Source organism: Methylocystis sp. MJC1, assembly GCF_026427715.1.
Classification (GTDB): domain Bacteria; phylum Pseudomonadota; class Alphaproteobacteria; order Rhizobiales; family Beijerinckiaceae; genus Methylocystis.
The window spans coordinates 501,974-521,167 of the sequence record NZ_CP107558.1 but is presented as its reverse complement, the minus strand read 5'-3'; the positions used below and the strand labels follow the sequence as shown (position 1 = coordinate 521,167).

The window sequence follows — 19,194 nt, the reverse complement described above, 5'->3', positions numbered from 1 at the left end:
CGCGCCGCGCGGGGAGTAGCTCAGTTGGTTAGAGCGCCGACTGCCTGTCTTAGTCCCGCCATGCCGGGCAGCGCTCGACTTCGGCAAGCGCCTCTGTGGCTCTGCCGGCATCGGATTGCATCGCTTTTACTAAAGCCGCAACGAGATCGGTGGCTGGGTGCCCGGCGGCTGCGGCGGCTTTAGCGTTGCGACTAAGGTCAAGAAATCGTCCTAATGGTTGGCAGCCGGCGAGGCGCGCACGGATTTCGGTCAATGCGTGTCTGCGCATGCCCTCATCGCCGTGGGCGTAGCGCAAGAACCAGCCGAGCAGTTCGAACCCGCAAGCGATACGCTTTGGCGACTCCTGCAAACGCGGATGGCTCAAGAGCTCCGTCACCAAAGCCAGTCCCGCGTCGACGCGGCCAATGGCTGTCAGCATTGCCGCGAAAGCCGATATCGCTTGCAAATCCATCCGTGATTTGAGGAACGCCAAGTGAAACCAAGTTTCGGCTGTGACCGGGTCGCCCCCTTCCCAGAGGAACGTCGCGTAGATTCCACGCATTGCAGCATCTAACCCAGGAGACCCTGTGTCCATTTCGGCTGCCTTGCGAAACCAGCGCTCCGCCTCAGAGCGATTGTTGCGCTTTCTCCAAAGGAAATTGGCATAGTGATTGAACGCCACGGCATTGTCGCCAAGCGCTATGGCGCGGCGAAGCATGGCTTCCCATTGGTCCATATATCGGTTTCGCCGATCATGTGAGCAAACCGCGCGCAGTAAGCCATGGTCTCCGGCGTCGGCTTGCGCATCAGTCGATCAAATATGCGACGGGCCTCTTCCGGCTTCTTAGAATATTGCACAAGGGAAAAGGCGAAATCCGCCTCCAGTGAATTGCGCTGGGTTGGCCGGGCATTAGCGATCAGCTCTCGGTAGGCCTTCTCCATCGCGCGCCAATCGCCGCGATCCCGGGCTTCCAGTATCCGGGCTTGCCGCGCCCAATGATCCCGCCAGTCGAGAGCATCCGAAGCAAACCCGGCGGTCGGACGGAATAGCGCCACCAAGCGCCGCCAACTGGAAAAACCATAATCGCGAGCAACCTCCCGTTGAGCTACGGCAAGGGCGGCCAATGGATCGGAGTGGCGAAGTAGCTTCAGCCGCTGCTTCGCTTCCTTTCGTAGGTGCTCGAGATTGGGACGTTCTGGCAAGGCCCGTGAGGCGCGCGCAGTGATTTGAGGAGCCATGAAACCTTCCTTCCATCATTGCCCGGTGTCCGCGTCGATCGGGCAGGAAGTCAGGTTCTATGCACTTGGCATATTGATTGGGCTGAGCCCTTTACGCGGACCGTTGGCCCATCAGAGGCACACATCGAACGATAGCAAAAAATCATTTGACGGTCTATGGCGCGCGGGCGGCTCCCAGGGCTCGGAATCCAGGTTAACAAACCCTACGAAGCCGCGTTATGCCCGCGCTTGTCGCGGGCATCCACGTCAGGACATTACGACACGCGGGGAGAAGAAGCGGCCTTGTTCCGTTCATGTTCTCAGTTTTCCGGGTCGGGCGGCGTGGATGGCGGCGACAAGCGCGGCCATGACGCCGGTACACGTCTGCTCGTTAACCCGAATTCGGCGCCCTGGGGCGGCTCCCCAGCGGAGCCCCCCCACGCGCTCGACGTCAACGCCCTTTGCCCGCGCGCGGGCGAAGCTGTCGGTGGCCCCGCGTTAGTTCGAAAACGCTCGGAGAGGCTCCGCTACATCCGGCAGCATTGTCACCGACGTGTCGAAGTTCAACGGCCCCGAGAAAGTCACGCGCACGGCGGGCGACTCTACGGGCTTGAAGTGGCGATCCATCACGCCGCTCGCACAGACCTGCGTGGGGGCGATATTGACGCGACACTGGCTGTAAAGGGCGTCGGTCGGCAACAGCGAGCCATAGCCATAGGTGATCTGGTCGGAGCGCGAGTTGAAGATGTTGAAGGCGTCGAGTTGCAACCGCCAGCCGTCGGACCAGCGATAGCCGAGCCTCGCATTGACCGTACCCGTCGCCGGCGATTTCCGATAGCCGTCCTCGGTCAGCGGACGGGAGCCGATGTAGCGATATTTGATCGCCCCGAACCAGCCCGTCGCCTCACCCAGCTCCAGCCCGCCCATCGCCGTCACGGCGACGGCGTTTTGCAGGAAATTCCCGGGCGCGTTGCCGAGGAAGGTTCCGTAAGGCATAGCGTCCGGCGTCAACAGATCCGCGTAGGCGAGCGTCTGCGCGGTGTCGAAGCCGCGATAACGCGCGTGCACAAGCGCGACGTCGCCGTCGAAATTGATCCAGGACATGGGACGGTAATGGTTGGCGATCTCGACGCCGTAACGGCGGCTCGGGCGGCCGTAAGTCGTCGTGCCGCTGTCACCCTCGAATTGATTTTCCGAGTCGAGATTGAGCCAGAAAAAGCTGACGCTCGACTCGAGCCCCTCGATGAATTTCGTGCGCGCGCCGATCTCGGCGCCGCGCGACTTCACCAGCAGCGGAATGGGCGCGACGCGCATGAATGTGTCTTGATCCGATAAAGTAGACGTGTCGAACCTCTGCGCCGCGCCGCGCGCGTCGGTCGAGTGGAAGCCCTCGCCGTAATTAGCGAAGAGCTCCGTCTTCGCAAAGGGGCCGAGAATGATCGACGCTTTGGGGCTGAAGAGCGCGGCGTCCTTCGAGCCGCTGTTCCACGGGCCTGTCCACAGGAAGGCGGGCAGGCCGGCGCTGGTCGCCACGACCGGCGCGCCCCAGAGCGATTGCAGCGAAGCGACATTGGCGTTGAAATAATCGAAACGCCCGCCCGCGACCGTCTTCAACCAAGGCGTCCAACGTACGCTCGTATCCGTCCAGAGGCTGATACTGCCCTCGCCGACCGCATCGTTGCGGATCGTGTCATAGGGCGTACGCCTAAACGAGTCCTGCAAGCCGAGGCGAATATCGTCATAGCGGCCCTGCAAGCCGAAGCGCGTCTCGACCGGCAGCCCGAAACTGTCCCATTTGATATTGTGCTGGGCATTGACGCCCGCGATCCAGCGCCGGTCGAACTGACGGAATTGATCGCCGAGGGACGGGTTCGCGAGAAAGTACGTGAAGTCGTTGTAGAGATCGAGCGTCGAGCGGACGACATAGGCCTCGACGCGGCTCGCGTGATTGCCTTCCGTCTGGCTCCAGCGCGCGGAAAGCGAAAAGCGCGTCGTGTCGCCGCCGTCAGTGGGGTTCAGCGTTCCCCACAGCGGGATAAGACCGGCATAGACCGCGCGTTCCGGAATCTGGTTGGTCGCATACCACTTATTGGCGTAGCCCATGAAGGTGACGGACGCGCCGTCCTCCTGCGCGCCGCGCGACCAGCGAAACACGCTGTTGAACTTTCGCAGATTGTCGCCGCGCTCCCAGGGTCCGTTGTAATATTGCGACTCGACCGCGCCATAGGCGGAGCCGCCGGCAAAATCCTTGTAAGGCGCGACGGCGAGCGCGCGCCCATAACCGAAATTGCCGCCGGTGAGCTGATAAAAGCCCGCCTCGATCTTGTCCTTGTATTGGAGATAGACCGAGCCGGCCGAGGAGAAGTCGCCGTCCTGTGCATCATAGGGGCCCTTGCGGGCAAGCACATAGCCGAGCAGCTCGGGGATCAGAAAATTTGAATCCGCGTAGCCCTGGGCGTGCCCATGGGTGCGCATGTTCAGCGGCATGCTGTCGAGATAGAGCGCGAGATCCGTGCCGTGGTCGAGGTTGAAACCGCGCAGGAAATATTGGTTGGCTTTGCCGTCCCCTGAGTGCTGCGTGACGACGAGGCCGGGCACGATCTCCAGAGCCTCGCCAGGGCGCGCGAAAGGGATGGAATTGACGTCCTTGCCGGTGAAGAACTTCTCGCTTGCCGCCGTGATCGGCGGCGGCGTGGGTCCCGCAAGATCGCTCGCTGAGGGCGCGGGCCGCGTGGCGGCGGCGATGACCGGCGACGAGGGTAGAGGCTGTCGTGGGCGAGCGGGCGTCGCTACGCGCGCCGCCGGCCGCGCGCTAATGCTGATGGTTGGTAACGCTTGCTGGGCGGAAGCGGCGTTCGGGAGAGCAACAGTGATAGAGAGAAGCAGGCCAAAACGGCGGCGCAAAAACATGGGCTGACTCGCAGCGGACGTGGACCGTCACTGCGAATGGCCGCAACCTCGTCGCCTTACGACAGAAGCCGATGACCGCCCCGGTGCACCCCGCCCGGCGCTTTCGCGCGTGACCACGAACAACGGCAGGTCTCCTGGCTCGCGGGTCGTCACGTGAGGCCGCCTTCCCGAGCTTGCGCCCAGTGGCTGTCTGGCTTCAAGCTCACCGCTTACAGTTGCGGGGGCAGCTGCGGCATTGGGCCGAAGAGCCCGCACCGCATTCCCTTTTGATCCGAAAGGAACCGTTATCTTGAATGAATAGGGCCCGTGAGGCTGTGTCAAGCTGGTTGACTTGGGACGCAGAGCTCCGAATTCGGGTTAACGAGTAGACGTGCACTGGCGTCATGGCCGCGCTTGTCGCGGCCATCCACGCCGCGCCGACGCGGAAAGCTGAGAACATGAGCGGAATAACGCACCCGCGCGTCGCAATGTCCTGGCGTGGATGCCCGCGACAAGCGCGGGCATGACGCGGCTGCGTAGGGTTTGTTAACCTGGATTCGGAGCCCTGATGCGAGGCGGCACAAGCCGACGCGCAGCCGTTTCCAAACTGGCTCGTTTGGAAACGGCGACGCTTGTAGTGTTTTTATATTGCGCGGCGCAGCTTCCCAAAGAGGCTTGCGCCGCGCGTGTCGTCAGCCCTGCTTCGGCACCAGGATCACGCGGAAGTCGTTGACGTTGGTGCGCGTCGGCCCCGTCACCACGAGATCACCGAGCGCCTCGAAGGCCGTGAAGGCGTCGTTGTTGGCGAAGAGCGCCTTGAGATCGACGCCCTTGGCCTGCGCGCGCGCGAAGCTGTCGGGCGTCATGATGGCGCCGGCGTTGGTCTCGACGCCATCGATGCCATCGGTGTCGCAGGCGATGGCGGAGATGCCGCCGAAGCCTTCCAACGCCAGCATCAGGCCCAGCAGGAACTCCGCGTCGCGGCCGCCCTTGCCGTTGCCGCGCACGGTGACGGTCGTCTCGCCGCCGGAGATGATGGCGACGGGCGGCTGGAACGGCTGATTGTGGAGCGCGATCTGCTTGGCGACGCCAGCGTGAACCAGCGCCACGTCGCGCGACTCGCCTTCGAGATCGCCGAGGATGCAAGGCGTAAAGCCCGCGGCCTTGGCGACCGCCGCAGCGGCGTCGAGCGAGCCTTGCGGCGTCGCGATGAGGATGTTCTCGACGCGGTTGAAGATGGCGTCGCCGGGCTTGGGCGTTTCGCAATCAGGGCTCGCGAGATGCTTCAGCACGGCGGCCGGCGCGTCGATCTTATATTTGGCGATGACCGCGAGCGCGTCCTCGCGCGTCGAGGGATCGGGCACGGTGGGGCCGGAGGCGATGACGGAGAGATCATCGTTCGGCACGTCGGAAATCATCACCGCCACGACGCGCGCGGGCGCGGCGGCGCGCGCAAGACGGCCGCCCTTGATCGCCGAGAGGTGCTTACGCACGCAATTCATTTCGGAGATATTGGCGCCGCTCTTCAAAAGCGCCTTGTTGACGGTCTGCTTTTCTTCGAGCGTCACACCCTCGGCCGGCAGCGCCATCAGCGCCGAGCCGCCGCCGGAGATGAGCGCCAGCACGAGATCGTCCTCGGTGAGGCCCTGCACCTTTTGCAGAATGCGCTTGGCGGCCTCGCGGCCCGCGGCGTCCGGGACCGGGTGCGAGGCTTCGATCACCTCGATCTGCTTGGTTTCGGCGCCGTGCTCGTAGCGGGTGACGACCAGGCCTTCGAGCGGCCCGCCCTTCCAATGCGCCTCGACCGCCGCCGCCATGGAGGCGGCCGCCTTGCCGGCGCCGATGACGATCGTGCGGCCCTTGGGCGGCGCGACCTTTTCGAGGTGCTTGGGCAGGCAAAGGGACGGATGCGCGGCGCCGACGGCGGCGTCGAACATGGCGCGGAGAAGCTGGCGGTGGTCGTCGGACATTAGCGGTTTTCCAGAAAGATGCGGGGCTTTGGGGCGCCCCCTCCCTGTCCCTCCCCCGCAAGCGGGAGAGGGGACGCTCACGATCGGCAATCTAGATGAAGCTGACTTCCCTCTCCCGCTTGCGGGAGAGGGTGGCCCCTGCCTCAGCAGGGGTCGGGTGAGGGCCCTCATCCGTCACGCCTTCTCCCGCAAGCGGGAGAAGGGAGAATCCCTCTCCCCGCAAAAGCGGGGAGAGGGTGAGTTCATTACGCCCCCATGGCGTTGGCCTTCTCGATGAGCGCCTCGGCCATGCGGATCGAGGCGATGTCGATGAGGCGGCCGTCGAGCGACACGGCGCCCTTGCCTTCTTTGGCGGCCTGGGCCATCGCATCGAGGATGCGGCGGGCCTTATTCACTTCCGCTTCCGACGGCGTGAAGACCTCGTTGGCCAGCTCGATCTGCGAGGGGTGGATCGCCCACTTGCCTTCGTAGCCGAGAACGGCGGCGCGCTTGGCGGCGGCCTTATAGCCTTCCGGATCGTTGAAGTCGCCGAACGGGCCGTCGATCGGGCGCAGGCCATAGGCGCGGCAGGCGACCATCATGCGTGTCTGGGCGGCGTGCCACTGATCCATCCAGTAGTAGTCGCGGTTGCCCTTCTCGTCCTTGTCGGTGAGAACGCCGTAGTCCGGGTTCACGCCGCCGATGACGGTGGTGCGGGCGCGGGTCGAGGCGGCGTAATCGGCGACGCCGAAGGACATGGCCTCAAGGCGCTTGGAGGACTGGGCGATGGCTTCGACATTGGCCATGCCGAGCGCGGTCTCGATCAGGATTTCGATGCCGATGCGCTTGGTGCGCTTCTTGTACTGCTCGATCTGCGTGATCATCATGTCGATCGCGTAGACGTCGGCCGGCACGCCGACCTTCGGGATCAGCACGACGTCGAGACGCGGGCAGTTCTCGAGAACGTCGACGACGTCGCGATAGCAATACTGCGTGTCGAGGCCGTTGATGCGCAGCGTCATCACCTTCTTGCCCCAATCGATGTCGTTGAGGCCCTGGATGATGTTCTTGCGCGCCTGCTCCTTGTCGTCCGGCGCGACGGCGTCTTCCAGGTCGAGGAAGATCTGGTCGGCCTTCGACTGGGCGGCCTTCTCGAACATGCCCGGCGCGGAGCCCGGCACGGCGAGTTCGGAGCGGTGCAGGCGCGGCGTGGCCTGCTCGATCAGGGTAAAGCTCATAACGACTTTCCTTTCTTCATTGGTCCCAAAGATGCGCCTGCTGGAAGCGCGTCAGGATGCATTTAGCCAGTGGCCCCGAGGCCGGCGGCGATGCAACTGATGGAGATGAGCAGAGGCGCTTTCACAGCCTCCTTCTCGTTCTCGTCTTGCGCCGAACGGAAACGGCGCAGCAATTCGACCTGTTCGCGATTGACTTCGTTGATGACCGGCAGCCGGTGCTCTAGCCGCGCGGCATATTCCTTGAAGCGGTCGGTGAGATCGCGATCGCCAGTCACGCGCAGCACCATCTCGCGGGTGAGCGCATATTCGTCCTCGATCATCTTGAAGATCTTCTCGCGGACGGCTTCGTCGGCGACGAGACTGGCGTAGGCCCTGGCGATCGAGAGATCGACGAGCGCCAACGTCTTCTCGACCTCATCGAGAATGAGACGGAAGAGCCGCGAATCCTCGAACATCCAGCGCAGCAATTCGAGGCCGCGATCGCCATGCGTATCGAGATAGGCCTTGAGGCCGGAGCCCACGCCATACCAGCCGGTGATCGAATGGCGGTTCTGCGCCCAGGCGAAGACCCAGGGGATCGCGCGCAAGTCGGCGAGGCTCTTGGCGCCGAAGCGGCGCGCCGGACGCGAGCCGATGTTGAGCAGCGAGATCTCTTCGAGCGGGCTCGCAGCCTGGAAATAAGTGACGATATCCGGGTCGGAGACGAGCCGCTCATAGACGGCGAAGGACGCGAAGGAAATTTCCTCGAGCGCCTCGTCGAAATCCTTGCGCGGCACCAGCGCGTCCTCGCGCTCGGATTTCAACGCATGCTGGAAGACGGAGGATGCGAGCAGCTCCATCTGATAGGCGGCCGTGCCGCGATTGGCGTATTTGAAGGAGACGACTTCGCCCTGCTCGGTGACGCGGAAACGGCCGCGGATCGAGCCCGCCGGCTGCGCCGCGATGGCGTGGCCGGTCGGCGCGCCGCCGCGCGAGACGGAGCCGCCCCGGCCATGGAAGAAGGCGATGGCGATGTCCATCTCCTGCCCCACTTCCGTGAGCCGCGCCTGCGCCTTGAACAGCTCCCAGTTCGACGACAGGAAGCCGCCGTCCTTGTTGGAGTCGGAATAGCCGATCATGACTTCCTGCAGATCGCCCTGCGCCCGGGTGCAGCGGCGGATGAGCGGAATCTGCAGCAGATCGCGCATGATCGCCGGCGCGTCCTGCAGATCGGTGATCGTCTCGAAGAGCGGCACGATCGGTAGAGTGAGATGGTCGACGCCCGCGGCGTCGGCGAAGAGGCCCGCCTCTTTCGCCAGCAGATAGATGCCCAGGACGTCATTGGCGGAGGAGGTCATCGACAGGATGAAGCTGCCGAAGGCCTCACGATCGAGCCGCGCGCGCATATCGGCGACGACCTCGAACATCTCGATGATGTCGCGCGTATCAGCAGTCAGCGTGTCACGCGGGATTGGCGCTGCGCGCGGCGCTTCGAGCTCCTTCATTAGCCACGCGCGCCATTCGTCGGACGTCGCTTCCGGCGGCGTCTCGCCCTCGGTCTTGATGCGCCACAACTCCTGCAGCGCCGCGGTGGTGCGCGTGGTGTTCTGGCGAATGTCGAGGCGCACCGTGCTGAAGCGGAAGATTTCCACAGCGCGGCGCAGCGGGCGCACGAGGTCGGTCGCGAGCGCCTCGCTCTTGGCGTCGATCAGCACGGATTCGAGCAGCAGCAGATCGCCGATGAGCTTGTCTGCGCTGGTATAGCGCGGACCCGTCGTCGGCTCGTCATTCGTCGCCGCAAGCGTGTTGTCGATCTTGCGCAGGATCGTCGTGACGAACTGGCGATAGGGCTCGTTGAAGTTGCGCTGCGCGATGGATGCGCCGTCCGGCAGCTCCTTGAGGCGGCGCGACAGCTCTTCCTTGAAGGCGGGCGGAATCACGGCGGCGCGCTCGCTGATCGACAGCATGCGCACGAGATCGACGACGCGGTTGCGATAATAATTGAGGCTCGCCGTCGCGTTCAGCCGCATCGTCTGGCGCGTCACCTCATTGGTGACGAATGGATTGCCGTCGCGGTCGCCGCCGATCCAGGAGCCGAACTGGAAGAAGGGCGTGACCTCGAACTTCTCTTGCGGATAGTGGCGCTTCAGCGCGCGCTCGAAGGAGGAGAGAAGCTCCGGCGCGAGATCGAAGATGCTTTCCTGGAAGAAATGCTGTCCCCAGAGCACTTCATGCTCGACCGTGGGCTTTTCCAGATGCAATTCGCCGGTAAGCCACAAAAGCTCGATGAGGTCGTAGATCGACTTCACCAAAGCTTCGCGCTCGCGGTCGGTCCAACGCGTGGATTCCAATTCGCGCATCAGCAGATAGATGCGGCGGTATTTTTCGAGGATCGAAACGCGCTTGGCTTCGGTCGGATGCGCCGTGATGACCGGGCGGATGCGCAGCGTCTGCAATTGCGCGCGCACTTCCGCCGCGCCGACGCCCGCATTGGCGGCGCTGGAGAGCACGTAATCGAACGTGCCGAGCAGCTTGTCGTGCCCTCTTTCGCGCTCGATGCGCCGGCGGCGGCGCATGGCGTAAGCCTGCTCGGCGATGGAGACGAGCTGGAAGATAATCCCCTGCGCCTGCAGCGCGCGCGCCATCTGTTTCGGCGCAAGGCCTGCGCCCGCCTTCGAGTCGCGAACCACGGCCTCGATCTCGGGCATATGGCGGCGGATGACGGCGAGCAATTGCTCGCGCAGGAAGGCGGAAGCCTCCGTGACAGAACGCGTCGCGAAAGCCGAGGGAAGGCTGATCGCGCTTGTCGTGTTCTGGTTCTCGGCGGTCATAGAAGCTCCCTAAAAGCGTACGAAACGCCAGGCCGGCGGTCCGCGCCGGCGCATCCTTCACAAGAAGACGGCAACCGAGCTTTCACGATCTATATCGAGAACGCGAAAGCTCGATGATGGCGCCGTCAGGCCCGCTTGAGCACTTTCGCGACCGTCGAGCCGAACTCGGCCGGATTGGGCGCCACGGTGAGGCCGTAGGACTTCATGATCTCGGTCTTCTCCGCCGCGCTGTCGCCCGTCGCCGAGATGATGGCGCCGGCATGGCCCATGCGCCTTCCCTTGGGCGCCGTGAGACCCGCGACGAAGCCGACGACCGGCTTGGAGAAGTTTTCCTTGATCCAGGCGGAAGCCTCGGCTTCCTGCGGGCCGCCGATCTCGCCGATGATCAGCACGGCTTCCGTCTCCGGGTCCTTGTCGAAGAGGACGAGGTGATCGAGGAAGGACGAGCCGTTGATCGGGTCGCCGCCGATGCCCACGGAGGTCGAGATGCCGAGCCCCAGTTCTTTGAGCTGCGAGGCGGCCTCATAACCGAGCGTGCCGGAGCGCGAGATGAGGCCGACCGGGCCCTGTTTGTAGATATGGCCGGGCATGATGCCGAGCATGGCTTTGCCGGGCGAGATGATGCCGGCGCAATTCGGGCCGACGAGCATCGGCCGGCGATCCTTCGGGAAGCGCAGGAAATAGCGCTTCACCTTCATCATGTCCTGCGCCGGAATGCCGTCGGTGATGGAGCAGATGAGGCGGATGCCGGCGTCGGCGGCCTCCATGATCGCGTCGGCGCAGAAGGCCGGCGCGACGAAAGTGATCGAGGCCTGCGCGCCCGTTTCACGCACGGCTTCCTTCACCGTGTTGAACACCGGCACGCCGTGATGGCTCTTACCGCCCTTGCCGGGCGTGACGCCGGCCACGACATTGCTGCCGTAGTCGATCATTTCCTTGGCGTGGAAGCTGCCCTTGTCGCCGGTGATGCCCTGGATGAGGATCGGCGTCTTTTCGTCGATGAGAATGCTCATGATGCCCTCCCGGCGCTTTACTTCACGCTCTGCCACGCGGCGACGGCCTTTTGGGCGGCGTCGGCGAGCGTATCGGCCTGGATGATCGGAATGCCGCTCTCGCTGATGATCTTCTTGCCGGCTTCGACATTCGTGCCGGCGAGGCGCACGACGAGCGGCACGCCCTCGATCTTCTCCTGACGCACCGCGTCGACGACGCCCTGCGCGACCCAGTCACAGCGGTTGATGCCGGCGAAGATATTGACGAGCACCACCTTCACGCGGCGGTCGGACAGCACGAGACGGAAGGCCGTCGCGACGCGCTCGGGCGAGGCGCCGCCGCCGACGTCGAGGAAGTTCGCCGGATTGCCGCCAGCGTGCTTGATCATGTCCATGGTCGCCATGGCGAGGCCGGCGCCATTGACGATGCAGCCGATCTCGCCGTCGAGACCGATGTAGTTCAGGCTGTGCTCATGCGCCTGCGCCTCGCGCGGATCGCTCTGCGAGGGATCATTCAATTCGACGATGTGACGGCGACGGAACAGCGCATTATCGTCGAAGGACATTTTGGCGTCGAGCGCGAGCACCTTGTCGTCCTTGGTGACGACGAGCGGATTGATCTCGAGCATGGTCGCGTCATTGTCGCGGAAGGCGCGATAGGCGCCCATGATCGTCTGCACCGCGCGCGAGACCTGCTTGATATTGAGGCCGAGCTGGAAGGCGAGCTCGCGGGCCTGGAACTGCTGCAGGCCAACCGCCGGCTCGACGATCACCTGCAGGATTTCGTCGGGCATGGTGCGCGCGATCTCTTCGATCTCCATGCCGCCATGCTTGGAGGCGATGACGCGCACGCGTTCGAGCTTGCGGTCGAGAACGTAGCCCAAATAAATCTCGCGCTCGAAGGGATCAGCGACCTCCACATAGACGCGCTGCACGGGCTTGCCTTCCGGCCCCGTCTGCCCCGTCACGAGACGCTTGCCGAGAAGGTCGCGCGCCGCCTGCTGCACTTCGTGATAAGTGCGGCAGAGCTTCACGCCGCCCGCTTTGCCGCGCGCGCCGGCGTGGATTTGCGCCTTGACGACCCAATGGGAACCGCCGAGCTCGGTCGCCGCATAGACGGCCTGGTCCGGGCTGAAGGCCACGGTGCCGGGCGGAATGGCGACGCCATGCGCGGCCAGAATTTCCTTGGCTTGATACTCGTGGACGTCCATCGGTTCCTCCCTCGCGGTTCTTTCGCGCTTATTGGGCGGCCGGCGCGCGCAGGCGCGTCAGCCGCCGTTCATGGCGTTAGCCAATCTTTCCGCGCACGACCTCATAGACCGCTTCGGTCTCGGCCGCCGCCTTGGCGAGCAGCGCATTGACCTCGGCAAGCTGCGTCTCGGCGAAATCTCGGTCCTTGATCGACTTGGCGTTGATGAAGACGTTCAGCGCGCAGCTACGCAGACCCGCATTAGCGGCGAGCACGGCGACGCCCGCGTCGCTGATGACGCCGAGATTGCCCTTGTCGGCCGCTTCCTTGGACAGCGCGATCACCTCGTAGCAGACCTTGCAGGTCGCAAGCGGGGCGAGCGTCGCGACCTTCAGCGCTTCCTGGATGGCGGCGGTGCGCGCAGCCTTCTCTTCGTCCGTCGCCTTCGGCAGGCCATAGGCGCCCATCAGCGTGTTGAAGGCGACGACGTCCTCGTCGATGCCCTTGGTCAGCTCTTCACGTAGCGCCTCGGCGCGGGCGAGGGTCTTCTTCAGATCCTCGGAAACGGCTTCATAGTTCTTCTTGCCGATGGTCAGATTGCAGACCATCGACACCAGCGCCGCGCCCATGGCGCCCGAGAGCGCCGCCGCGCCGCCGCCGCCAGGAGTCGGCGCGCTGCTCGCGAGTTCGTCGAGGAATTTGCCGATCGTTTCCGTCTTCGCGCTCATATCAGGCCAGCACCTTCGCTTGGGCGTAAATGTTTTCGCAGTCGAACAACTGGTCGGAGCTTTCGAACAGCTTGCCGACGCATTCGCGATGCAGTTTCAGCTTGAGGCCGCCGAGGCCCAGCGCGCCGATGACGATCTTGCCGTGGCGCTCCTTGGCCTTGTCGATCGCCTCGACGCCGCCGATGCCGAGCGGCGGCTGCGCGTTGCAGTCGGCGAGAAGCTCGATTGTCGGATCGTTCTGCCAGTCGGCTTCGTCGAGCAGCGTCACGCCGATGGCGCCCGCCGCGAACACGACCTGCGCGCCCTTGACGGCGGCCGCGCGGGCGGCGTTGTCCTTGGCCTCGATCGCGACGGGCGTGAAGCCGAAGCGCTCCTGAATGGCTTTGGCGGCCGCGTCGGCGCGCGACTTGTCGCGCGAGGTGATGGCGACTTCGGCGCCCTCGATGTTCAGCATGGCGGCGGCGCGCATGCCGACGGGGCCGGTGCCGGCGAGGACGACGGCCTTCTTGCCCTTGAGATTGCCGGCCTTGGCGAGCAGCGCGACGCCGGCGGCGGCGGTCGTGTTCGAGCCGTTGGAGTCGAGCATGGCCGAGACGCGGAAGTTGGAGAAGAAGCGCTTCTTCACCGCCTTGAACACGGCCTCGCCCGCGGTCATCGAACCGCCGCCGACGAAGATCGCCGTAAATTGCTTTTCCTTGGGGCCGCGCGTGTAGATGCAGCCGTCGACGAGCGCGCCGACGCTCTCCGGCGTCACGCCGCCATAACCGATGATGTGATCGGCGCCGCCGTCGTAACCGACGACCGTGTCGAAGACGCTGGCGACGGGATCCGTGTCGAAAAGGAAAAGAAGCTTCTTGGTCATTAGTGTTCCTCAGGCGCAAACCCGCCACGCGTTATGGCCGGGCTTGTCCCGGCCATAACGCCGGGACGCTACGAAATCGCTTGCTGGGAATGCCCCGCTGCTGCACCGCGTGGATGCCCGCGACAAGCGCGGGCATGACGGCGCGGGAGACAATCGGGATCATTTCCTTCCCTTCTTTACGCCGTCACCACATTGCGCGGCTCGCCCGCGACGAAGGCGTCGATATTGTCGATGAGCTGATCCGCCAGCACCTGCATGGCTTCCTTCGAGGCCCAGGCGACGTGAGGCGTGATGATGAGGTTGGGGATCGTCGGATCGAGCAGGACGTTGCCGTTCTTCGGCGGCTCGACGGTCAGCACGTCCAGCGCCGCGCCGGCGATCACGCCGTTGCGCAGCGCGTCAGCGAGCGCCTGCTCGTCGATGATGCCGCCGCGCGCCGTGTTGATGATGCTGGCGGTCTTCTTCATCGACGCGAGTTCCTTCGCGCCAATCATGTTCTTGGTTTGCGGCGTCAGCGGAATGTTCAGCGTGACGACATCGGCCTCGCGCAGGATCGTCGCGACATCCACCTTGCCGGGAACATCCGTGACGTCGTTGATCAGCACGTTCATGCCGAGCGCCTTGGCGCGGCTTTCGACCTGCTTGCCGAGCGCGCCATAGCCGATGATGCCAAGCGTGGAGCCGGCGATGTCATAGATCGGGTAATCGAAGTAGCAGAATTGGTTGGCGTAGCCCCAGCGGCCGTGGCGCACGCTGTCGACATAGTTCACCAGATTGCGACGCAGCGCGAAGAGCAGTGCGAAGACATGCTCGGGCAGCGTGTTGTAGGCGTAATTGCGGATGTTCGAGACCGTGATGCCGTTAGCCGTGGTGTAGGCCTTGTCGATCACGTCGGTGCCGGTCGCGGCGACGGCGATGAGCTTCACGTCGGGAAGCTGCTTCAAGGTCGCTTCGCGCAGCGGCACCTTGTTGGTGATGATAATGTCGCAACCCTTGGCGCGCTCGACGAGCTGGTCCGGCGCGGTCTGCGCATATTCCGTATATTCGTGTGGGAAATTCGGTTTGCGCACATTGGCGTCGAGCGTTTCGCGATCCAGAAAGACGATTTTGTGCGACATGAAGCTCCCCTCGTTTCCCTTATTCTCGCAACAGCTCTCCTCATCTGGAGAGACCCTCTCCCCACGCAAGCGCGGGGAGAGGAAGTAGCAAATTAGACCTTCAGCAGCGGATTGGCGCGATAGACCGCCTGGGCGGCGGCGACGCCGGAGCCGGCCTCGATCTTGATGCCGTTGTCGAGCATCGCCATTTCCGCGCCAGCGATCGCGCCGAGCAGCATCAGCTCGTTGAGGTCGCCGAGATGGCCGATGCGGAACACCTTGCCGGCGACTTCCGACAGGCCGGCGCCGAGCGCGAGGTTATAGCGCTTGTAGGCGGTCTCGATGACCTTGGCGGCGTTGTAGCCTTCCGGAACCAGGATCGCGGTGACGGTGTCCGAATCCCACTTCGGGTCCTGCGCGCAGGTCTTGAGGCCCCAGGCCGCGACAGCGGCGCGGACGCCGGAGGCGAGGTGATGGTGGCGCTTGTAGACCTGATCGAGGCCCTCTTCGAACAGGATCGCGAGCGCTTCCTTGAGGCCGTAGAGCAGCGGGACGGACGGCGTATAGGGGAAGTAGCCGTTCGCGTTCTGCGCGATCATGTCCTGGAACTCGAAATAGGCGCGGCGCATCTTGGCGTTCTTGCCCGCCTCGATCGCCTTCGGGCTCGCGGCCATCAGCGCGAGGCCGGCCGGCAGCATGAAGCCCTTCTGCGAGCCGGAGACGATCACGTCCACGCCCCATTCGTCCATCTTGAACTCGAGCGAGCCGACGGAGGACACGCCGTCGACGAAGAGCAGCGCCGGATGCTTGGCGTTGTCGATCGCCTTGCGGACGGCGGCGATGTCCGAGGTCACGCCCGTGGCGGTCTCGTTGTGCGTGGCGAGAACGGCCTTGATCTCGTGGTTCTTGTCGGCCTTGAGGGCCTCTTCGATGGACTCCGGATCATTGCCCGTGCCCCACGGACGCTCCTGCTTGATCACCTCGAGGCCCAGACGCTGGCAGAGGTCGATCCAGAGGTGCGAGAACTGGCCGAAGCGCTGCGCGAGAACCTTGTCGCCGGGCGACAGCGTGTTGGTGATAGCCGCTTCCCAGCCGCCGGTGCCGGACGCCGGGAAAATGAAGGGCACGCCCTTGTCGGTGTTGAAGACCTTCTTGAGGCCCGGGAACAGCGGCTTCACGAGGTCGGGGAAGGTCGGCGAGCGATGGTCTTCCGAGGCGACCGCCATGGCGCGCACGATGCGGTCGGGAAGATTGGTCGGGCCCGGCACGAAGAGGAAGTTTCTGCCGGGGACTCTGGAATTCTGCGCCATTTAATTTGCTCCTTTCGAGCGAAGAGTTTGCAGGATTGGAAGGAACCGCGGCGCCCTACTGAACGCCGCGGAATTCTTTTATCGAGATGCTCAGAACAGGCCGGCGATACGGCCGTTCGAATCCACCGCGATATTGTTGGCGGCCGGCACCTTCGGCAGGCCCGGCATGGTCATGATGTCGCCGCAGACCGCGACGATGAACTCCGCGCCCGCCGACAGACGCAGTTCGCGGATCGGGATGATGTGTCCCGAAGGCGCGCCCTTGGCGTTGGCGTCGGTCGAGAAGCTGTATTGCGTCTTGGCGATGCAGACCGGGAAGTTGCCGAAGCCTTCCTTCTCCAGCTCCGCGAAGCGCGCCTTGATGCTCGAGTCGTAGGAGATGTCGGCGGCGCCGTAGAGCTCCTTGGCGATGGTGCGCACCTTCTCAGGCAGAGGCAGCTCGTCGGGATAGAGCGGCTTGAAGTTCGAGGGCTGCGTCTCGATCGTCTGCACCACCGCGCGGGCGAGGTCCGCCGCGCCGGCGCCGCCCGAACCCCAGTTGTCGGCGACGACGCAATCAACGCCTTCCGCCTTGCAGAGCTTGTCGAGCGCCGCCATCTCGGCCGCCGTGTCCGACGAGAACTTGTTGATCGAGACGAGCACCGGCACGCCGAACTTGCGGACGTTGCCGATATGGCGCTTCAGATTCTCGAAGCCCTTCTCGACCGCCGTGACGTTTTCGGCCTTCAGGTCGTCCTTGGCGACGCCGCCATGCATCTTGAGCGCGCGGATGGTCGCGACGATGACCGTCACGGAGGGCTTCAGGCCCGCCTTGCGGCACTTGATGTCGAAGAACTTCTCCGCGCCGAGGTCGGCGCCGAAGCCGGCTTCGGTCACCACATAATCGGCAAGCTTGAGGCCCGCCTTGGTGGCGATGACCGAGTTGCAGCCATGGGCGATGTTGGCGAAGGGACCGCCATGGATGATCGCCGGATTGTTCTCGAGCGTCTGCACGAGGTTGGGCGCAATGGCGTCCTTGAGCAGCGCGGCCATGGAGCCGGCCGCGTGCACTTCGCTGGCGCGCACGTTCTTCTTGTCGCGGGTCTGGCCGACGATGATGTTGCCCAGACGCTGCTGCAGATCGGCGAAGTTCGAGGCGAGACAGAAAATCGCCATCACTTCCGAAGCGACCGTGATGTCGAAGCCGTCTTCGCGAGCGAAGCCGTTAGCGACGCCGCCGAGCGACGAGACGACCGAGCGCAGGGCGCGGTCGTTCATGTCGACCACACGGCGCCAGCTCACGCGGCGCGAGTCGATCGCCGGCTGATTGCCCCAATAGATGTGGTTGTCGATCAGCGCCGCGAGCAGATTATTGGCCGCGCCGATGGCGTGGAAGTCGCCGGTGAAGTGGAGGTTGATGTCCTCCATCGGCACGACCTGGGCGTAGCCGCCGCCGGCCGCGCCGCCCTTCACGCCGAAGCACGGGCCGAGAGAGGGCTCGCGCAGGCAGCACAGCGCTTTCTTGCCGATATAGTTGAGGCCGTCGGTGAGGCCGACCGTCGTCGTGGTCTTGCCTTCGCCGGCGGGCGTGGGGGTGATCGCCGTGACGAGGATCAGCTTGCCGTCCGGCTTGCCTTCGAGCGAAGCGATATAGTCGAGAGCGATCTTGCCCTTGTAATGACCGTAGGGCTGCACATGCTCGGCCGGAATGCCGAGCTTGTCCTTGGCAACTTCGATGATCGGCCGCATCTTGGCGGCCTGCGAAATCTCGATGTCCGACTTGGGCGAAAGGTGCTGGTTGTCTTTTCCGCTCGCGCCCGGCGCGGCGGCTGACGTAGTTGACGACATATAGCTCCACTCCCTCTCGAGCCCGTTCGCGGGCCCTGGAAATTTTATCGGCCGCAACGCGATGGGCGGCGGGTTGTTTGCGCCGCCGTTTATCGGCCTTGCGCCAAGTTCGCTTTCGCTCGTCGGGCTTAGACCGACGCCGCCCCCGCGCGCAATGAGCCCATCGAACGACCTGATTTTGCCGTTTCGTATGACGGCAATAAAAATGAGCCGTCAAGCAGGCAAGCGTGCGCGCGGCGCCGATATGGCGCCGCAGCAAAATCGGCTTTCCCGCTCGCGCGACGGCCCCGAATGGCTTGGCTGCATATACGACAAGCCGGGCGAGACGACTATCCTTGCCCTACCCGATCGATCAGTTTCTCACACGCGCTAAAGTTGAGACAAACGGCCTATATTTATTGCACTATTCGAATTTGGATCAGACCGACATGGTAGGTGTTGGAGCGGATCACGCGCGTTCTCACGGTCAGGTCCGCCCCGCCCGAACCCATCCTGGATGGGGGTATGGGTGAAACCAATCGCGCAGGAAACAGGCAGGTGAAAAAAATTTTTGTCGCACCCGAAAGTCGCAGCGCTGATTTCTATCGCGTCATTGCGAGAGCTTATCAAACAGGCTCTTTCTCGGGAACGAAATTCAGCGCGACGCCATTGATGCAATAACGAAGCCCGGTCGGCTTCGGGCCGTCGGGAAAGACATGGCCGAGATGCGATCCGCATTGGCTGCAATGCACTTCCGTGCGCCTCATGCCGTAGCTGTCGTCGGTCGTCGTCCCCAGCGCGCCGGGCAAAGGATCGAAGAAGCTCGGCCAGCCGGTGCCGCTTTCAAACTTATCGCCCGAGCGGAACAGCGGCTGGTCGCAGCCGGCGCATTGAAAGACGCCGCGACGCTTCTCGTGATTGAGCGCGCAGCTGCCCGGCCGCTCGGTAGCGTGGCGGCGCATCACGTCATATTGCTCGCGCGTCAACCGCACCCGCCATTCCTCATCGGTGCGCGTAACAGCAAAACTTTCATCGGTCATTGACGCTTCCTCGAAAGGGGCCGCGATCCGGCGGCGCGCCATGTTATGTTGGCGCCGACTCAGGCTTTGGCCATACCGCTCCCGCAT

The 19,194-nt window shown here is 64.0% G+C and carries 15 protein-coding genes and 1 riboswitch; of the genes, 1 reads left to right on the top strand and 14 read right to left on the bottom strand.

The window, feature by feature from the left end; genetic code table 11:
* Positions 1-49 precede the first annotated feature (49 nt).
* From OGR47_RS02540 to OGR47_RS02480, 13 genes are all read right to left on the bottom strand, one after another.
* Positions 50-715: a hypothetical protein gene (locus OGR47_RS02540; protein ID WP_165055686.1), complete on the bottom strand. Its 666-nt coding sequence runs from the start codon at positions 713-715 to the stop codon at positions 50-52.
* Entirely contained in the window at positions 679-1,218 is a 540-nt protein-coding gene (locus tag OGR47_RS02535) for a hypothetical protein (RefSeq protein ID WP_165055688.1), read from the bottom strand. Before OGR47_RS02535 ends, OGR47_RS02540 begins: the two co-directional genes overlap by 37 nt.
* A gap of 477 nt (positions 1,219-1,695) precedes the next feature.
* Positions 1,696-4,107 (bottom strand): TonB-dependent receptor, encoded by a 2,412-nt coding sequence (locus tag OGR47_RS02530; RefSeq protein WP_165055690.1) that lies wholly within the window; start codon positions 4,105-4,107, stop codon positions 1,696-1,698.
* Positions 4,108-4,213: 106 nt separating this feature from the next.
* A riboswitch (cobalamin riboswitch) is annotated at positions 4,214-4,408 on the bottom strand.
* A gap of 370 nt (positions 4,409-4,778) precedes the next feature.
* The gene (locus tag OGR47_RS02525) at positions 4,779-6,056 is read right to left on the bottom strand and encodes a glycerate kinase type-2 family protein (RefSeq protein WP_165055692.1); all 1,278 of its coding nucleotides are present in this window, start codon (positions 6,054-6,056) and stop codon (positions 4,779-4,781) included.
* A 245-nt stretch (positions 6,057-6,301) separates the two neighbouring features.
* A complete protein-coding gene (locus tag OGR47_RS02520; RefSeq protein WP_165055694.1) occupies positions 6,302-7,273 on the bottom strand; it encodes an HpcH/HpaI aldolase/citrate lyase family protein in 972 nt (323 codons plus the stop codon).
* A 62-nt stretch (positions 7,274-7,335) separates the two neighbouring features.
* Positions 7,336-10,083 (bottom strand): phosphoenolpyruvate carboxylase, encoded by a 2,748-nt coding sequence (locus OGR47_RS02515; protein ID WP_165055696.1) that lies wholly within the window; start codon positions 10,081-10,083, stop codon positions 7,336-7,338.
* A gap of 125 nt (positions 10,084-10,208) precedes the next feature.
* Positions 10,209-11,096 (bottom strand): succinate--CoA ligase subunit alpha, encoded by an 888-nt coding sequence (gene sucD / locus OGR47_RS02510; protein ID WP_165055698.1) that lies wholly within the window; start codon positions 11,094-11,096, stop codon positions 10,209-10,211.
* Between the two features lie 17 nt (positions 11,097-11,113).
* Positions 11,114-12,286 carry a malate--CoA ligase subunit beta gene (locus OGR47_RS02505; protein ID WP_165055700.1) on the bottom strand — a complete coding sequence of 391 codons (1,173 nt, stop codon included), beginning with the start codon at positions 12,284-12,286 and terminating at the stop codon, positions 11,114-11,116.
* A 76-nt stretch (positions 12,287-12,362) separates the two neighbouring features.
* Entirely contained in the window at positions 12,363-12,992 is a 630-nt protein-coding gene (fchA, locus tag OGR47_RS02500) for a methenyltetrahydrofolate cyclohydrolase (RefSeq protein ID WP_165055702.1), read from the bottom strand.
* Position 12,993: 1 nt separating this feature from the next.
* The gene (locus OGR47_RS02495; RefSeq protein WP_165055704.1) at positions 12,994-13,854 is read right to left on the bottom strand and encodes an NADP-dependent methylenetetrahydromethanopterin/methylenetetrahydrofolate dehydrogenase; all 861 of its coding nucleotides are present in this window, start codon (positions 13,852-13,854) and stop codon (positions 12,994-12,996) included.
* A gap of 176 nt (positions 13,855-14,030) precedes the next feature.
* Entirely contained in the window at positions 14,031-14,972 is a 942-nt protein-coding gene (locus tag OGR47_RS02490) for a D-2-hydroxyacid dehydrogenase (RefSeq protein ID WP_165055705.1), read from the bottom strand.
* Between the two features lie 92 nt (positions 14,973-15,064).
* The gene (locus OGR47_RS02485) at positions 15,065-16,261 is read right to left on the bottom strand and encodes an aminotransferase class V-fold PLP-dependent enzyme (RefSeq protein ID WP_165055706.1); all 1,197 of its coding nucleotides are present in this window, start codon (positions 16,259-16,261) and stop codon (positions 15,065-15,067) included.
* A gap of 90 nt (positions 16,262-16,351) precedes the next feature.
* On the bottom strand, positions 16,352-18,088 hold the full coding sequence (locus OGR47_RS02480; protein ID WP_165055708.1) for a formate--tetrahydrofolate ligase: 1,737 nt from the start codon (positions 18,086-18,088) through the stop codon (positions 16,352-16,354).
* Between the two features lie 205 nt (positions 18,089-18,293).
* On the opposite strand from OGR47_RS02480, the gene OGR47_RS02475 reads away from it, so the two are divergent.
* Positions 18,294-18,461, top strand: coding sequence for a hypothetical protein (locus tag OGR47_RS02475; RefSeq protein ID WP_165055709.1), 168 nt, complete (start codon positions 18,294-18,296; stop codon positions 18,459-18,461).
* A gap of 232 nt (positions 18,462-18,693) precedes the next feature.
* Here OGR47_RS02475 and msrB read toward each other — a convergent pair whose 3' ends face one another.
* On the bottom strand, positions 18,694-19,107 hold the full coding sequence (gene msrB / locus OGR47_RS02470; RefSeq protein WP_165055710.1) for a peptide-methionine (R)-S-oxide reductase MsrB: 414 nt from the start codon (positions 19,105-19,107) through the stop codon (positions 18,694-18,696).
* Between the last annotated feature and the right edge of the window lie 87 nt (positions 19,108-19,194).

What these genes read in the sequence shown, in the direction of transcription:
- msrB (WP_165055710.1), bottom strand. Translation starts at nt 19,107, where the DNA reads ATGACCGATGAAAGTTTTGCTGTTACGCGCACCGATGAGGAATGGCGG.
- OGR47_RS02540 (WP_165055686.1), bottom strand. Translation starts at nt 715, where the DNA reads ATGGACCAATGGGAAGCCATGCTTCGCCGCGCCATAGCGCTTGGCGAC.
- OGR47_RS02475 (WP_165055709.1), top strand. Translation starts at nt 18,294, where the DNA reads ATGAGCCGTCAAGCAGGCAAGCGTGCGCGCGGCGCCGATATGGCGCCG.
- OGR47_RS02515 (WP_165055696.1), bottom strand. Translation starts at nt 10,083, where the DNA reads ATGACCGCCGAGAACCAGAACACGACAAGCGCGATCAGCCTTCCCTCG.
- fchA (WP_165055702.1), bottom strand. Translation starts at nt 12,992, where the DNA reads ATGAGCGCGAAGACGGAAACGATCGGCAAATTCCTCGACGAACTCGCG.
- sucD (WP_165055698.1), bottom strand. Translation starts at nt 11,096, where the DNA reads ATGAGCATTCTCATCGACGAAAAGACGCCGATCCTCATCCAGGGCATC.
- OGR47_RS02485 (WP_165055706.1), bottom strand. Translation starts at nt 16,261, where the DNA reads ATGGCGCAGAATTCCAGAGTCCCCGGCAGAAACTTCCTCTTCGTGCCG.
- OGR47_RS02490 (WP_165055705.1), bottom strand. Translation starts at nt 14,972, where the DNA reads ATGTCGCACAAAATCGTCTTTCTGGATCGCGAAACGCTCGACGCCAAT.
- OGR47_RS02535 (WP_165055688.1), bottom strand. Translation starts at nt 1,218, where the DNA reads ATGGCTCCTCAAATCACTGCGCGCGCCTCACGGGCCTTGCCAGAACGT.
- OGR47_RS02480 (WP_165055708.1), bottom strand. Translation starts at nt 18,088, where the DNA reads ATGTCGTCAACTACGTCAGCCGCCGCGCCGGGCGCGAGCGGAAAAGAC.
- OGR47_RS02525 (WP_165055692.1), bottom strand. Translation starts at nt 6,056, where the DNA reads ATGTCCGACGACCACCGCCAGCTTCTCCGCGCCATGTTCGACGCCGCC.
- OGR47_RS02505 (WP_165055700.1), bottom strand. Translation starts at nt 12,286, where the DNA reads ATGGACGTCCACGAGTATCAAGCCAAGGAAATTCTGGCCGCGCATGGC.
- OGR47_RS02495 (WP_165055704.1), bottom strand. Translation starts at nt 13,854, where the DNA reads ATGACCAAGAAGCTTCTTTTCCTTTTCGACACGGATCCCGTCGCCAGC.
- OGR47_RS02520 (WP_165055694.1), bottom strand. Translation starts at nt 7,273, where the DNA reads ATGAGCTTTACCCTGATCGAGCAGGCCACGCCGCGCCTGCACCGCTCC.
- OGR47_RS02530 (WP_165055690.1), bottom strand. Translation starts at nt 4,107, where the DNA reads ATGTTTTTGCGCCGCCGTTTTGGCCTGCTTCTCTCTATCACTGTTGCT.